Consider the following 13,946-nt stretch of genomic DNA (forward strand, 5'->3'; position numbering starts at 1 on the left):
GCACACCGTCCGAGAGCTCCGCCACACTCCCCGGCGCCGCCTTTCACCGTCGCCGCCGGGTCCGCGTCAGGCGTACTGCTGCACGATCCGGCGCTTGACCAGCTTCCCGGTGGGCGTGCGGGGCAGCTCGTCGACGAGGTCGAGACCGCGGGGGATCTTGAAATCGGAGATCTTCCCCCGCAGGGAGTCGAGGATCTCCTGCGCGAGGCCCGGGTCGTCAGCGCGGTCCGCGGCGGGCACGACCACGGCGTGGACGCGCTCCCCCATCTCCTCGTCCGGCAGTCCGATCACGGCGACGTCCTCGACGGCCGGATGCAGGACGAGCGCGTTCTCGATCTCCTGCGGGTAGATGTTCACCCCGCCGGAGATGATGGTGAACGCTTTGCGGTCCGTGAGGTACAGGAAGCGGTCCTCGTCGAGGTATCCGACGTCGCCGAAGGTCGCCCACGTGGGATGGTCGGGGTGGCGCACGGACGCCGTCTTCTCCGGATCGCCGTGATAGGCGAAGCCGCCCTCGTCGTTCTGCCAGTAGATGGTCCCGATCTCGCCGGCCGGCAGCTCGTTGCCCTCGTCATCGCAGATGTGGGCGATGCCCTTGAGCCCGTCCCGTCCCACCGATCCGGGGCGCTCGAGTGCCTCCTGCGAGTTGATGAACGTGATGCCCATGCCCTCGGTCGCCGAGTAGTACTCGTGGATCACCGGCCCCCACCACTCGATCATGCGGCGCTTGACCTCGGGCGGGCACGGCGCGGCGGCGTGGATGGCGTGGGTCAGGCTCGACAGGTCGTACCTGGCTCGGGTCTCCTCCGGCAGCTTGAGCATGCGCACGAACATCGTCGGCACCCACTGCGAATGCGTCACCTTGTATGCCTCGATGAGCCGCAGCGCCTCCTCCGCGCCGAAGCGGTCCATGAGCACCACGGTCCCGCCGACGGAGTTGACCACGCCGCAGAAGCGCAGTGGGGCCGCGTGGTACAGCGGCGCCGGGCACAGGTAGACGCTGTCGGCGTCGAAGCCGTAGAGGAAGCTGAAGACCGGCGTGTAGTGGTCGGCCACCTCGTCGATCTGCCCCTCCGGCGGGTCCACGCGGACGCCCTTGGGCCGGCCGGTGGTGCCCGACGAGTAGAGGAAGTCGTGACCGCGCGGCTGATCCGCCGGAGGCTCGGTCGACTTGCCTTCGAGCAGCGATCGGTAGTCGTCGAACCCCTCGAGCGCGCCGCCGAACACGACCCGGTGCTCGACGCCCGGGTGGGCCTCCGGGGTGAGGTCGACGTGATCGGCGACCGGCGCGGAGACGAACAGGGCGCGGGCACCGCAGTCGCCGATGATGTACGACGACTCGTCCGGGGTCAGGTGATGGTTGATCGCGGCGATGTACAGGCCGGTCCGCAGGGCCGCCCAGTAGATCTCGAGCATCTCGAGCGTGTTGTCCGAGACCACGGCGATCGTCTCGCCGGGGCGAAGCCCCCAGTCATCGACGAGGACGTGCGCGAGCTGGGCCGAGCGGGCCTCCAGCTCGGCGTACGTGATCTGCTCACCCGTTGCGGGACGGATCACGGCGGGCTTGTCCGGGGTGGTGGCGGCGAAGGTTCCTGGATACATGTCCAGAGCGTATGTGTGATCTACAACACTGTCGGCTCTTTTGGCTCTCTGATCTTTCGCTGCCACCGCGCGCCGCGTTCCGGCGCCGTGCGGACCCACTCGAGGATCAGACGAGCAGCTCCTACCACTCCGGCCAGGGCGACGATCACGAAGACGAGTTCGCCCACGGCCACGGCCAGTCCGCCGATCGCAAAGGTCACCAGCACCGTCACTATCAGGGCGACCTCGACTGCTCGATTGGTCGCGAGCCGTTCGCCGGACCGGAGCCCCTGCTCGAAAGCGTGCTTCTGAGCCGCATCCGCTCGCGCGCGCTCGTCCTCGAGAGTCGCCTGCGCCCGGCTCAGTTCTGCTTCGACGGTTCGACACCGCGCTCTCGACTGTGCCAACCTACGCTTGACCTCCTCGAGCTCGGTCGGCTCCCCGGCCACCCGGGTCCCCGGGCTCTTGATCCCGGTAACCCTGGGGACCGAGCGGGAGCAAAGCTCGCGAAACGCCCACCCGAGCCCTTCTCCGAGCGAGCTCGGAGTGCCCCGCGACCCTCTTGCCGCGCAGTCGATCGCGAGCCGGTCACTCTCGTGCCCGATGGCCGTGAAGACGGGCATCGGCATGTCATGTACCGCCTTGACCACCTCGAGTGAGTGAAACGGCCAGAGATCGGACCACGGCCCCCCACCCCGGACGATGCACACGGCGTCGGCCCGGCTCTCGGGCACCTCATCCCGCAGAACCCGGACCAACTCGTCCGCCACACCGGCCCCCTCTAGCCTGAACGGGACGTGGACCAACTGGGGGCGGGGGAACTTCTCCGCACCCTTCCGCTTCGCGGTGCTCCAGAATGCGGCGCAGAAGTCCTCGTACGCCCGAGAGCTCTTACCGGTCACCACCGCGATACGGGACGGGGGTCGGTCGAGGGTCAGCTTCTGTCTCGTTTCCGAGGGGCTGAGTCGATCCGGGGGGATCCCGAGATCCTCGAGCGTCGACGGAAGACGATTTAACTGCGCCTGGAGGCTGCCGACCGCGTCGAAGTCATTGATGTACACGCCGGTGGCGCTGACCTGGATGGAGGTCCTCCGCACCTCGGCCGTGCCTATCACCACGACGCATCGGCCGTCGGCGAGGCACTCCTCCAGAGGGTGACTCCACCTCGACTCCAGCCCCTGCCGGATTCTCCAGATCTGGTTGGCCGGGATCCAGACGCGGACCACATCTGGACAGTCCGAATCTCTCCCACAGAGATCGAACGAGACATAGTGGGCGTCGACCCGTGCGTTCCGGCATTCGCCCTCGACCTTCACCGGTTCGGCGGCGAGGGCTCGCCCCAGCGTCTCGCACAACTCGCGCGGATCGACCGCTCTGGTCCCGACTCGTGTCACTTCTTCCCTCTCGCCTCGGTTGTCACCGCGAACATAGGCGAGTGGTCCGACAAGCGGGGCGGGCAAGGGAGTCAGCCCAGGACGACCGGGCAGGTCAGGAGTACATGCGCGGGTGCAGCTTGCCGATGTACGGCAGATCGCGGTACCGCTCGGCGAAGTCCAGGCCGTAGCCCACCACGAACTCGTTGGGGATGTCGAAGCCGATCTCGAGGATGTCGAGATCGGCCTTCACCGCGTCGGGCTTGCGCAGCAGGGTGACGATCTCCAGCGAGCGCGGGTTGCGGGTCTTGAGGTTGCGCATCAGCCACGACAGGGTGAGGCCGGAATCGATGATGTCCTCGACGATGATCACATCGCGGTCGGCGATGTCGCGGTCCAGGTCCTTGAGGATCCGCACGACGCCCGAGGAGCTGGTGGACGAGCCGTACGAGCTGACGGCCATGAACTCCATCTCGGACGGGATGGGCAGCGCGCGGGCGAAGTCGGAGACGAAGATCGCGGCGCCCTTGAGGACGGCGATCAGCACGACCTCCTTCTCGACATCCGCGTAGCGCTCGCCGACGGTGGCGGCCATCTCGGCGATCCGCTCCCGGATCGCGTCTTCATCGAGGAGTACGGACTCGATCTCGTCCGCGTACTTGTCCGTGGTCATCTACGTCCCCGCTCCGCTCGCCCGGTCGATCTCCAGGACCACTTTTCCATGCCGACGCCGGGCGACCAACCTGGCCGTCGGGCCCACCCCGCGCGTCCCTGCGGGTCCGGTGCCCCCGACCGCGACGCCGCCCTGTCCGCGCCAGTCCGTGACGAGCGCGGCCACCGCCGTCAGGTGCGCGTACGTCGGGGAGATGACCCCCCGGGACAGCAGCCAGCGGCGCAGGACCCGGGTGAGCACGGCGGTCGACAACCGCTCCAGTCGGCTCACGTCCAGTGCGCCGTCGTCGCCGACGGGAACGGCCCCGGCGAGGCGGTCGAGCTCGTCGTCGTCGACCCTCGCCAGTTCCGCGGTGCGCGCCAGGCCCTCGGCGACCCCACCCCCCAGGACGTCCTCGAGCAGCGGCAGCACCTCGCGGCGCACCCGCACGCGCGTGTACGTCGGGTCGGTGTTGTGCGGGTCGTCCCACCAGGTCAGGCCGAGGCCACGGCAGGCGGCGCGGGTGTCGGCGGCGCGCACGCCGAGCAGGGGGCGGCCCCACGGCGCGTCCCACGCGGCCATTCCGCGCAACGACCGCGCGCCGGAGCCGCGCCCCAGGCCGAGCAGGACGGTCTCGGCCTGGTCGTCGAGGGTGTGGGCGAGCAGGACGGGTCGGTCGCGGCGCGCGGCGTCGAGCGCGGCGTACCGCGCGGTGCGGGCGGCGGCCTCGGGGCCGGAACCGTCGGAGTCGACGACGACGACGAGGACCTCCGCCGCCGTCCCGAGCCCGCGGGCCGCGGCGGCCGCGCGACGGGCGACCTCGTCGGACCCGGGCTGCAGGCCGTGGTCCACCACGAGCGCCGTCACGTCGGCGAACTCGGCGGCGGCCGCGGCGGTCAGGGCCAGCGAGTCGGCGCCCCCGGACAGGGCCACGCACACCTCGTCACCGACCTCGGGGTGGGCGCGTCGGAACGCCCGCACGGCGGCGCGCACCGTCCACGCGGCGCCGGTCCAGGCCCCGCTAGCGGCAGCCACAGGTCCGCAGCTCGGCGGCGATGCGGTCAAGGACCGGGCGCGCGACCGAGGGGTCGGTACCGGAGGACAGCAGGGCGAAGCTCATGGACCGCCCGTCCGCGCTGGTCACCGTGCCCGCCAGCGCGCTGGTGCCGCTGAGGGTCCCGGTCTTGGCCCGCACCCAGCCGGCGCCCGCCTCCGCCGGGCCGGTGAAGCGGTCGGCGAGCGTGCCCGAGCCCGCGGCCACGGGCAGGGTGTCGAGCAGGTCGCGCATCTCGCGGGTCGCGTCGGGGGCGGCCGCCGTGCGCAGGACGTCGGTGAGCGCGGCCGCGGACAGGCGGTTGCCGGAGCTCATCCCGGAGCAGTCGTCCAGGCGCACGCCCGTCATGTCCAGGCCGTGCTCGGCGAGGGTGTCGACCACCGCGGCGGTGCCCTGGGCGAAGCCCGCCGGCCGGTCGGGATCCCGCTCGAGCGCGACCTCGCGGCAGATGGTCTCGGCCAGGACGTTGTCCGAGTACACCAGCATCGAGCGCACCCGCTCGGTCAGCGGCGCCGACGACACCCGGCCCAGCTCCCCGCCCGTCTCCACGGCGGTCTCCGAGACCTTGACCCGCTCCGGGTCCACGCCCAGCTCGCGCGCCAGGGCGCGCCCGGCGGCCAGCGCGGGCTCGGTCGAGCGGGGCGAGTACTCGTCCGCCGGGTCCAGGCGCCCGGCGTCGAGCATCCACGCGTCCACCGGCGCCACGTTGCCGGCCGCGATCTCCGCGGGCACCCAGTTCGGCCCCATCCGCGGTCCGGTGTACGGGCCGGGGGCCACGACGATCCGCGCGGGCGTCATCCCGGCGGCGCGCACCACGTCGGCGGCCTGGACGACGGTCGCCGCGCCCGGGAACAACGGCCCCGGCTTCGCCCCGCCTGACATGGTCGGATCGCCACCCGGGACCACGACGAGGGTGTCCGGCTCGGCGCCCCGCGCCAGGGTGGTGTCGACCCTGGCGTCCGGCGGCAGCTGGAGCATGGCGGCGACCGCGGTGAGCAGCTTGGTGGTGGACGCCGGGACCTTGGCCTCGCGCGGGCGGACCTCCCACAGCACCTGTCCGGTGGCGTCGTCGACGACGCTGGCGGTGAGGTCGCCGACCGCGGGGTCCTGGGCGAGCGGGGTCAGGATCCGCTTGAGCGCGGCCGGGTCGGGCATCGGGGCCGAGCCGTCGGCCGGCAGCAGGCCGGGATTCACGTCGTAGGCGGCGTCAGAGGAGGTGTCCCCGATGAGTCCGCCGCGCTGGTCGACGTCGGTGACCAGGGCCGCCGCCACGAGTCCGGCGACGACGACGGCGACGACGACGAGCACGACACCCGCCCGCCACACGAGCCCGCGCCCGCGCCACACTCCCCGCTCGGTCACTCGACCCACTTCCCGGACGCCCGCACGTCCACCGCACCTGTCCATGTCGCCTGCTGCCGCCCCACGCTAGCGGCCCGCGTGACGGCGCCCACCCCCGACGCCGGTGGCGCCTACTAGAATCACCCCGAATTGCCCGGGAGAGCCGTCTCGGGTTCCGGAGCATGACGATTTGTGAGGTAGCCCGTGTCCGTCGAAGTGACCATCGAGATCCCCAAGGGTTCGCGGAACAAGTACGAGATCCACCACGAGACCGGCAAGATCTACCTCGACCGGTTCCTCTTCACCTCGATGGGCTACCCGGCCGACTACGGCTACATCGACAAGACCCTCGCCGACGACGGCGACCCCTGCGACGCCCTCGTGCTGCTCGACGAGTCCGTGTTCCCGGGCGTGATCATCAAGTCCCGTGTCGTGGGCGTCTACACGATGTCCGACGAGGCCGGCGGTGACGACAAACTGCTGTGCGTGCCCGACCTCGACCCGCGCTGGGATCACATCCAGGACATCGACGACGTCCCCGACTTCGAGCTCAAGGCCATCGAGCACTTCTTCCTCCACTACAAGGACCTCGAGCCGGGCAAGCACGTCACCCCGGGCGAGTGGCGGGACAAGGCGCACGGCGAGAAGCTCGTCGCCGAGGGCCTGGAGAACTTCGTCGAGCACCCCGAGGAGAAGGCCGAGCCCTTCCGGGGCTGAACGAGGCCCGACCTCATCGAGAAGACAGTTCCGCCCGTGTCGCCCGAGTGGCGATGTGCGGAACTGTCTTCTCGTTGGTGGCTGGGTGGCGGACGCGGCGTACTGAGGCCGACCTCGACCGGTCAGCGGCCGGTGAATTCGGCCTCGCGCTTCTCCAGCGTCGCGCTGATCGCCTCCATCATGTCGGCGGAGGCCAGGAAACCCGCGTTCCACGTGGCCACGTAGCGGTTGGACTCGTAGATCGGCCCCTCGATCGCGCGATTGAGCACCTCGCGGGTGCCGCGCACCACGAGCGGCGGGTTGTCGGCGATCTCGGCGGCCGTGGCGTGTGCCGAATCGAGGACTCCGGCGGCGTCGTCGGCGACATGGGTGACGAGGCCGTACCGCAGGGCGGTCTCGGCGTCGATGTCACGGCCGGTGAGCGCCAGCTCGCGGGTCAGGGCCGAGCCGATGATGTAGGGCAGCCGCGCCAGCGAGCCCATGTCCGCGACGATGCCGACCTTGACCTCGCGCACCGAGTACGCCGAGTCCGCGGAGCCATGGCGGACGTCACAGGCCGAGATGAGGTCGATCCCGCCGCCGATGCAGCGACCCTGCACCGCCGCCACCGTCGGCGTCCTGGCGGACGCGACGGCGTCGACGGCCCGGCGCATGTTCTCCACGAAGTCGAGGACGCGCTCGTTGCGGGACGCGTCCGGGGCCTTGTCCTGCGGCAGGAACTCCATGAACTGCGGCATCATCGCCATCAGATCCAGGCCGTAGGTGAAGTTGCGGCCCTGCGCGGCGATGACCGCGGCGCGGACGTCGGGATCCGCGTCGAGCTCGGCCATGACCCGGGGCATCTCCGCCCAGAAGTCCGGGCCCATCGCGTTGTTCCGGCCCGGGCCGATCAGCGTCACCTGGGCGACGTGCGGGTGCCGGGTGGCCTTCTCGACGCGGACGGACGCGTATTCACCAGCGGCGGACGGGGCGGCGGCTGAGGTCTCTGCAATGCTCATGCGCTCAGCCTGCCAGAGCGGTCCCGACAACGGGGAGGGCCCGTCCCCGGTCAGGCGCGGGCGTCGGGCATGACGAACCACAGGATCGCGTAGATGAGCAGCTGCGGGCCCGGGAGCAGCAGCGAGGCCACGAACAGGACGCGCACCAACGCCGGGTCCAGACCGAAGTGGTCGGCCAGGCCACCGCACACGCCACCGATCCAGCGGTCCTCGGATCGGGTCAGGCGCTTCGGCCGAGAGGCGGGTTCGTGAGTCATGGCGATCTCCTCGTCGTCGTCCTGCCCGGACGATCGGGGACGTGTTCCCCGGTGAGCTCCACTCTCCACGACCGCGCCTCGCACCACATCGGGGAAAGACCCGGATCCCACGCCTCGGGGTGGTGCTGCTCGTGTCAGGTGTGGAACTCGCCGCAGTCCACGGTGAGCGTCTGCCCGGTGACTGCCGAGGCTGCGTCGGAGAGCAGGAACAGAACCGGGTCGACGATCTCCGCCTCGTCGGGCAGGCGACGCAGGTCCGTCTTCTCCGCCGTGTGCGCGTAGACGTCCTCGCCCGTCCCGCCGTACTTGGTGGCCAGGCTCTCGAAGTACGCCTTGAGGGTGTCGCCGTAGATGTAACCCGGCGCGACGGTGTTGACGCGGATGCCGCGCGGCCCGAGCTCGGTGGCGAGCGAATGCCCCAGAGCGACCAGGGCGGTCTTGGCGACCTTGTAGCCCGCGTAGCGCTCGCGGGAGTGGTGGATGACGGCCGAGGCCATCATGACGACCGAGCTCGTGGCAGGGCGGGAGGCGGCGGCGGGGCGGGAGGCGGTGGCGTGGGTGGCGTGGGTGGCGCCGGCGACGTGGGTGGCGTCATCGGCAGCGGCGCCGGCCTCGAGGAGCGGGGTGAACTCCTGCGTCGTACGCAGGGCGCCCAGGACGGACAGGTCGATCCCCGCGGAGATCTGAGCGTGGTCGGTGCGGGCCAGCGGCTTCATGCTGGGCACCGCGAAGGCGCTGTACACGAGCCCGTGGACCGCGTCGGCGTGGCCCTCGACGGTCTCACGCAGGGCACGCACCGAGTCGGGATCGGTGGCGTCGACGGGCGCGGCGATCGCCGTGCCGCCGGCGCGGCGCACGTCGTCATCCCGACGGACCGCGTCCGCGATGTCCTCCACCCGCGACGCCGTCCGCGCCGCGACCACCACCGACGCGCCCTGCGCCGCGGCGCGCAGAGCCAGCGTGTGACCGAAACCCGGACCCGCGCCCACGATCACGACGGTCCTGCCCTGAAGGCTCCCAGAAGTCATGCGCCTCACTTAACCAGCCCGGAGGTGACCGCGGCGGGATGTTCACCTCAGAGCGATACCATCCGCACGTGGCCACCATCCCAGAGCAGTATCTGCGCAGCTCGCACGCTGCGACCCCACGGACACTCCTCGACGTGTTGGGGTCGGCGGTCGAACGGCACCCGGACGCCCCGTGCCTCGACGACGGCACGCGCGTCCTCACCTACGGCGAGGTCTGGCGGCAGATCCAGGTCTCCGCCGCGTGGATGCAGGACCAGGGCGTCGGCGCCGGTGACCGGGTCGGCATCCACATGCCCTCCGGCTCGGCCGAGCTGTACCTGGCGATCCTCAGCACCCTGGCCGCCGGCGCGGCCTACGTCCCCGTCGACGTGGACGACCCGGCCGAGCGGGCCGAGCTGGTCTTCGGCCAGGCGCGGGTCGCCGCCGTGTACACCGCCCACGGCATGCTCGTCACCGACCCCGACCGCCCCGACGATCCCGCACGACACCGCCGGCCGACCGTCGACGACGACTGCTGGATCATCTTCACCTCCGGGACCACCGGCCTGCCCAAGGGCGTGGCCGTCACGCACCGCAGCGCCGCCGCGTTCGTGGACGCCGAGTCACGGATCTTCCTGCGGGACGCGCCCCTCGGCCCGGGCGACCGCGTGCTCGCCGGCCTGTCCGTGGCCTTCGACGCCTCGTGCGAGGAGATGTGGCTGGCCTGGGCCCACGGGGCGTGCCTCGTGTCCGCGCCGCGCTCGATCGTCAAGTCCGGACTCGACCTGGGGCCGTGGCTGCGCGAGCGGCGGATCACTGTGATCTCCACGGTGCCGACGCTGGCCTCGATGTGGCCGGACTCCATGCTCACCGACGTCCGCCTGGTGATCCTGGGCGGCGAGGCGTGCCCGCCGGAGCTCGCCGCGCGGCTCGCCGCCGACGGCCGCGAGGTGTGGAACACCTACGGTCCCACCGAGGCCACCGTCGTGGCGTGCGCCGCCCCGCTGACCGGCGCCGGCGAGGTGTCGATCGGGCTGCCCCTCGACGGCTGGGACCTCGCGGTGGTCGATCCCGCCGGGCAGCCGGTCGGCTACGGCGAGTCCGGCGAACTGGTGATCGGCGGCGTCGGGCTGGCCCGCTACCTCGACCCCGAGAAGGATCTCGAGAAGTACGCGCCCATGGAGACCCTCGGCTGGGACCGCGCCTACCGGTCGGGCGACATGGTGCGGCTCGAGGCCGACGGACTGTACTTCCACGGTCGGGTCGACGACCAGGTCAAGATCGGCGGACGCCGCCTCGAACTGGGCGAGGTCGACACCGCGGTGTCCGCGCTCCCCGGCGTCAGCGCCGGCGCGGCCGCGGTGCAGAAGACCGAGGCCGGACAGCCGGTGCTCGTGGCGTACCTCGTCGCCGACGACCCGGACGGCTTCGATCTGGCGGCGGCCGCCGGGCTGCTGCGCGAACAGCTGCCGGCGGGCGTCGTACCGCGGCTCGCGCTCGTCGACGAACTGCCCACCCGTACCTCCGGGAAGGTCGACCGCGCCGCCCTGCCCTGGCCGCTGGCCCAGACCTCGGCCGCCGAGTCCGAACTCGACGGCACCGAGGCGTGGGTCGCCGAGCTGTGGTCCCACGCCCTCGGGGCCGACGTCTCCGGCGTCGACGAGGACTTCTTCGCCCTCGGCGGCGGTTCGCTGGCCGCCGCGCACGTCGTGGCCCGCGTCCGCGAGCGCTTCCCCGCCGTGACGGTGGGCGACATCTACGACCGCTCCCGCCTGGGCGACTTCGCCGCCTTCCTCGACGAGCTCGAGCCGGAGGCCGAGGTCGCGCCGCGCCACGTCCGGCCCGTCGGGCCCGTCGCTCAGACGGTTCAGGTCCTCTCGACGATCCCGCTGCTCACCGTGACCGGCCTGCGGTGGCTGACATGGCTGGGACTCGCCAACAATGTGGCGGCCGAGCTCGGCGTGGCGTGGGCGCGGCCCGTGTCGTGGTGGGTGCTGGGAGTGCTCGCGGTGCTACTGCTGCTGCCCGTCGGCCGGATGGTCGTCACCGCCGGCCTGTGCCGGCTCCTCACGGCCGGCATCCGTCCGGGGACGTACCCGCGCGCCGGGTCGGTGCACCTCCGTCTGTGGGCGGCCGAGCGGCTCGTGGAGTCCTCCGGTGCCGTCTCCCTGACCGGGGCCGGCTGGCTGACCACGTTCGCCCGGCTCCTGGGCGCGCGGATCGGACGCGACGTCGACATGCACACGCTGCCGCCCGTGACCGGGCTGCTCACGGTGGGCGACGGCGCCTCCGTCGAGCCCGAGGTCGACCTGGCCGGGCACTGGGTGGACGGCGACGTGGTGCACATCGGCAGGATCGAGATCGGCGAGCAGGCCGTGATCGGCGCGCGGTCCATGCTGTTGCCCGGCGCGGTGATCGGCCGCGGTGCGCACGTCGAGATCGGCTCGGCCGTGGTGGGCACGGTCAAAGCCGGCAAGCGCTACGCGGGTTCACCGGCGCTCAAGCGCGGCAAGCGCGGGTCGAGCTGGCCCGCCGAGCCCGCGCCCCACAGCCGCGGCTGGAGCCTCGCGTACCAGCTCTCCGCCCTGGTGCTGGGCGGGATGCCGCTCCTGGCCCTGGCCGCGGGACTGGCGCTCGTGGCGTGGGGCGCAGGCGACGCCGCGGGTGTCGGGGAGCTGGCGGCGCGCGCCGCGCTGTGGTCGGTCCCCGGTGCGCTACTCGCGTTCGCCCTGTTCGCCGCGTTCACGCTGTTGTCGATCCGCCTGCTCTCGATCCGACTGACCCCGGGCTTCCACCCGGTCCACTCGCGCATCGCCTGGCAGGCATGGTGCAGCGAGCGGATCATGGACGCCGCCCGCACCTGGCTCTACCCGCTGTACGCATCGATGCTCACCCCGGTCTGGCTGCGCCTGCTGGGCGCGCGGATCGGCCGCGACGTCGAGGCGTCGACCGTCCTGCTCATCCCCTCGCTCACCACCGTCCGCGACGGCGCGTTCCTCGCCGACGACACCATGGTCGCCCCCTACGAACTGGGCTCGGGGTGGATGCGGCTCGAGCACGCCCAGATCGGCAAACGCGCGTTCCTCGGCAACTCCGGGATCGCCTCCGCAGGCCGCAAGGTCCCGGCGCGCGGCCTGGTCGCCGTCCTGTCGTCCGCCCCGCAGAAGGCCAAGAAGGGCACCTCGTGGCTGGGCTCGCCGCCGCAGAAGCTGCCGCGCGCCACCGCCGACGGCGACGACGACGGGCGCACCTACCGGCCGCCGCGCCGCCTGAAGATCGCGCGTGGGGCGTGGGAGACGCTGCGACTGGTCCCCGTGTGGCTGTCGTTCCTCCTGCTCGTCGGCGTGCTGGTGCTGTTGCAGGCCGCGCATCGCGAGTGGGGCTTCGGCGTGGCCGCCCTGCTCTCCGGCCCGGTCCTCGCCTACGCGGGCCTGGTCGCCCTGGTGGCGGCCGTGCTCGCCAAGTGGGTGCTGGTGGGCCGGATCCGCGCCGGCGAGCAGCCGCTCTGGTCGTCGTTCGTGTGGCGCAACGAGGTGGCGGACATGTTCGTCGAGCTGATGGCCGCGCCATGGGTGGCGCGGCCCGCCTCCGGCACGCCCGTCCTCAACCTCATGCTGCGGCTGTTGGGGTCGCGCGTGGGCCGGGGCGTGTGGTGCGAGTCGTACTGGCTGCCCGAGGCCGACCTCATCTCCCTCGGTCGGGGCGCCACCGTCAACCGCGGCTGTGTGGTCCAGACGCACCTGTTCCACGACCGCATCATGCAGATCGACCGCGTCGATCTCGCCGACGGCGCCACTCTGGGCAGTCACTGCGTCGCGCTTCCCGCGTCGTCGATCGGCGCGGGCTCCACCGTCGGTCCGGCCTCGCTCGTCATGCGCGGCGACCGCATCCCCGCCGGCACGCGGTGGCAGGGCAACCCGATCTCGCCCTGGCGGGGCTAGAGCGGCGGCGCGCGGTCAGGCGCCGGCGATCGCGCGCAGCGCCGCGAGGTGGGACTCGTACGCCTTGCGCCCGTCCCGGCTCAGCGAGAGCCACGTGCGGGGCCGCTTGCCCACATAGCCCTTGCGGACCGTGACGTAGCCGGCCTTCTCCAACACGGCGACCTGTTTGGACAGCGTCGAGTCGGTCACCTCGACCGCATCGCGGATCGTGGCGAACTCCGCGTCGTCGACGCCGGCCAGCGCCGCCACGATCGAGAAGCGGACCGGGGCGTGGATGACCTCGTCGAGACGATGCCGGGCGTGCCCCCCGGGCCGGCCCTGCCCATCCCGGCGGGAGCCCGCCCCCGGGGCGGAGCCCCCCGATGCGGCGGCGGTGCTCGTCGTCGTCACCTTCTCGTCCCTCATCGCGCCGCACCTCGCCGGACGATGAGCGCGGCGGCCACCAGGCCGGGCAGCGCGACCAGAACCACGCCGAGCGCGTACCACCAGGCGGTGAGGCCGATCGTGGTGCGGAGGACGTTCAGGGCGGTGACGACGACGAGGATCATCACGCCCGATCCCGCGATGCCCCACGTGTACGTCCGGCCCGAGCCCCGCGGGCTGGCGTTGATCGCTCGCCGCTGCCAGTAGATCGCCACGAACAGCAGGGCCACGTAGGGGATGAGCGCCCAGTTGGTGAACATGATCGCGATGGTGCCGACGCCCATGAGCACCGCGATCGCCGCGGCGAAGCCAGCGAAGACGCGGACGTCGTGGGCGGTGCTCACCGGCGGGCGCCCCTCCGCCTCGGCGAGCAGTCGGGCGGCCTCGGCGCGGTCGACCGGGTCGGTCGTGGGGTTCTCCGTGTTCATGACGACACCCTTCTCGGCGGACCCCGACGGTGTTTCCCCCGAGGCGATGACTCGACTCTAGGCAACTACTTTCTCGTTTGGCAAGTACTTTTCCGGGATCGGCCCGGGGTCAGGTCGGCGACAGCGGACAGGGCGGGCCCCACGAGGGGTCCTCTAGACTCGCGCAGGTCATGG

The 13,946-nt window shown here is 71.9% G+C and carries 12 protein-coding genes; 2 read left to right on the plus strand and 10 right to left on the minus strand.

Annotated elements, in window-relative coordinates:
• Nucleotides 1–66: 66 nt before the first annotated feature.
• The 5 genes from DCI01S_RS00630 to dacB all read right to left on the minus strand — a co-directional run bounded on the left by DCI01S_RS00630 (nt 67) and on the right by dacB (nt 6,022).
• Nucleotides 67–1,602 carry an acyl-CoA synthetase gene (locus DCI01S_RS00630; protein ID WP_061227483.1) on the minus strand — a complete coding sequence of 512 codons (1,536 nt, stop codon included), beginning with the start codon at nt 1,600–1,602 and terminating at the stop codon, nt 67–69.
• 20 nt (nt 1,603–1,622) lie between these two features.
• Nucleotides 1,623–2,936: an exodeoxyribonuclease VII large subunit gene (locus tag DCI01S_RS00635; protein WP_156482521.1), complete on the minus strand. Its 1,314-nt coding sequence runs from the start codon at nt 2,934–2,936 to the stop codon at nt 1,623–1,625.
• A 133-nt stretch (nt 2,937–3,069) separates the two neighbouring features.
• Nucleotides 3,070–3,627 (minus strand): hypoxanthine phosphoribosyltransferase, encoded by a 558-nt coding sequence (hpt, locus tag DCI01S_RS00640; protein WP_061227485.1) that lies wholly within the window; start codon nt 3,625–3,627, stop codon nt 3,070–3,072.
• Nucleotides 3,628–4,641, minus strand: coding sequence for a tRNA lysidine(34) synthetase TilS (gene tilS / locus DCI01S_RS00645; protein ID WP_061227486.1), 1,014 nt, complete (start codon nt 4,639–4,641; stop codon nt 3,628–3,630).
• Nucleotides 4,628–6,022 (minus strand): D-alanyl-D-alanine carboxypeptidase/D-alanyl-D-alanine endopeptidase, encoded by a 1,395-nt coding sequence (dacB, locus tag DCI01S_RS00650; protein WP_244881618.1) that lies wholly within the window; start codon nt 6,020–6,022, stop codon nt 4,628–4,630. Before dacB ends, tilS begins: the two co-directional genes overlap by 14 nt.
• Nucleotides 6,023–6,205: 183 nt before the next feature.
• Here dacB and DCI01S_RS00655 point away from each other — a divergent pair, with 183 nt between their 5' ends.
• Nucleotides 6,206–6,718 (plus strand): inorganic diphosphatase, encoded by a 513-nt coding sequence (locus DCI01S_RS00655; protein WP_061227487.1) that lies wholly within the window; start codon nt 6,206–6,208, stop codon nt 6,716–6,718.
• Nucleotides 6,719–6,840: 122 nt separating this feature from the next.
• On the opposite strand, the gene DCI01S_RS00660 is transcribed toward DCI01S_RS00655, so the two are convergent.
• The 3 genes from DCI01S_RS00660 to DCI01S_RS00670 all read right to left on the minus strand — a co-directional run bounded on the left by DCI01S_RS00660 (nt 6,841) and on the right by DCI01S_RS00670 (nt 9,001).
• Nucleotides 6,841–7,716, minus strand: a complete 876-nt coding sequence (locus tag DCI01S_RS00660; RefSeq protein WP_082767562.1) for a crotonase/enoyl-CoA hydratase family protein — start codon at nt 7,714–7,716, stop codon at nt 6,841–6,843.
• Nucleotides 7,717–7,766: 50 nt separating this feature from the next.
• Nucleotides 7,767–7,973 carry a PspC domain-containing protein gene (locus DCI01S_RS00665; RefSeq protein ID WP_061227488.1) on the minus strand — a complete coding sequence of 69 codons (207 nt, stop codon included), beginning with the start codon at nt 7,971–7,973 and terminating at the stop codon, nt 7,767–7,769.
• 134 nt (nt 7,974–8,107) lie between these two features.
• On the minus strand, nt 8,108–9,001 hold the full coding sequence (locus DCI01S_RS00670; RefSeq protein WP_061227489.1) for an SDR family oxidoreductase: 894 nt from the start codon (nt 8,999–9,001) through the stop codon (nt 8,108–8,110).
• Nucleotides 9,002–9,039: 38 nt separating this feature from the next.
• Between DCI01S_RS00670 and DCI01S_RS00675 the strand changes: the two genes are divergently transcribed.
• Nucleotides 9,040–12,921: a Pls/PosA family non-ribosomal peptide synthetase gene (locus DCI01S_RS00675; RefSeq protein WP_061227490.1), complete on the plus strand. Its 3,882-nt coding sequence runs from the start codon at nt 9,040–9,042 to the stop codon at nt 12,919–12,921.
• A 15-nt stretch (nt 12,922–12,936) separates the two neighbouring features.
• Here DCI01S_RS00675 and DCI01S_RS00680 read toward each other — a convergent pair whose 3' ends face one another.
• A complete protein-coding gene (locus DCI01S_RS00680; RefSeq protein ID WP_082767563.1) occupies nt 12,937–13,326 on the minus strand; it encodes a winged helix-turn-helix domain-containing protein in 390 nt (129 codons plus the stop codon).
• The gene (locus tag DCI01S_RS00685; RefSeq protein WP_061227491.1) at nt 13,323–13,772 is read right to left on the minus strand and encodes a hypothetical protein; all 450 of its coding nucleotides are present in this window, start codon (nt 13,770–13,772) and stop codon (nt 13,323–13,325) included. The genes DCI01S_RS00680 and DCI01S_RS00685 overlap by 4 nt, the downstream gene beginning before the upstream one ends.
• Nucleotides 13,773–13,946 lie beyond the last annotated feature (174 nt).

The organism is Dietzia cinnamea NBRC 102147, from assembly GCF_001571065.1.
Classification (GTDB): domain Bacteria; phylum Actinomycetota; class Actinomycetes; order Mycobacteriales; family Mycobacteriaceae; genus Dietzia; species Dietzia cinnamea.

Excerpts from the sequence above, each read along its gene's own strand:
- DCI01S_RS00630 (WP_061227483.1), bottom strand. The coding sequence starts at position 1,602 with ATGTATCCAGGAACCTTCGCCGCCACCACCCCGGACAAGCCCGCCGTG.
- hpt (WP_061227485.1), bottom strand. The coding sequence starts at position 3,627 with ATGACCACGGACAAGTACGCGGACGAGATCGAGTCCGTACTCCTCGAT.
- DCI01S_RS00660 (WP_082767562.1), bottom strand. The coding sequence starts at position 7,716 with ATGAGCATTGCAGAGACCTCAGCCGCCGCCCCGTCCGCCGCTGGTGAA.
- DCI01S_RS00665 (WP_061227488.1), bottom strand. The coding sequence starts at position 7,973 with ATGACTCACGAACCCGCCTCTCGGCCGAAGCGCCTGACCCGATCCGAG.
- DCI01S_RS00670 (WP_061227489.1), bottom strand. The coding sequence starts at position 9,001 with ATGACTTCTGGGAGCCTTCAGGGCAGGACCGTCGTGATCGTGGGCGCG.
- DCI01S_RS00675 (WP_061227490.1), top strand. The coding sequence starts at position 9,040 with ATGTTCACCTCAGAGCGATACCATCCGCACGTGGCCACCATCCCAGAG.
- DCI01S_RS00680 (WP_082767563.1), bottom strand. The coding sequence starts at position 13,326 with ATGAGGGACGAGAAGGTGACGACGACGAGCACCGCCGCCGCATCGGGG.
- DCI01S_RS00685 (WP_061227491.1), bottom strand. The coding sequence starts at position 13,772 with ATGAACACGGAGAACCCCACGACCGACCCGGTCGACCGCGCCGAGGCC.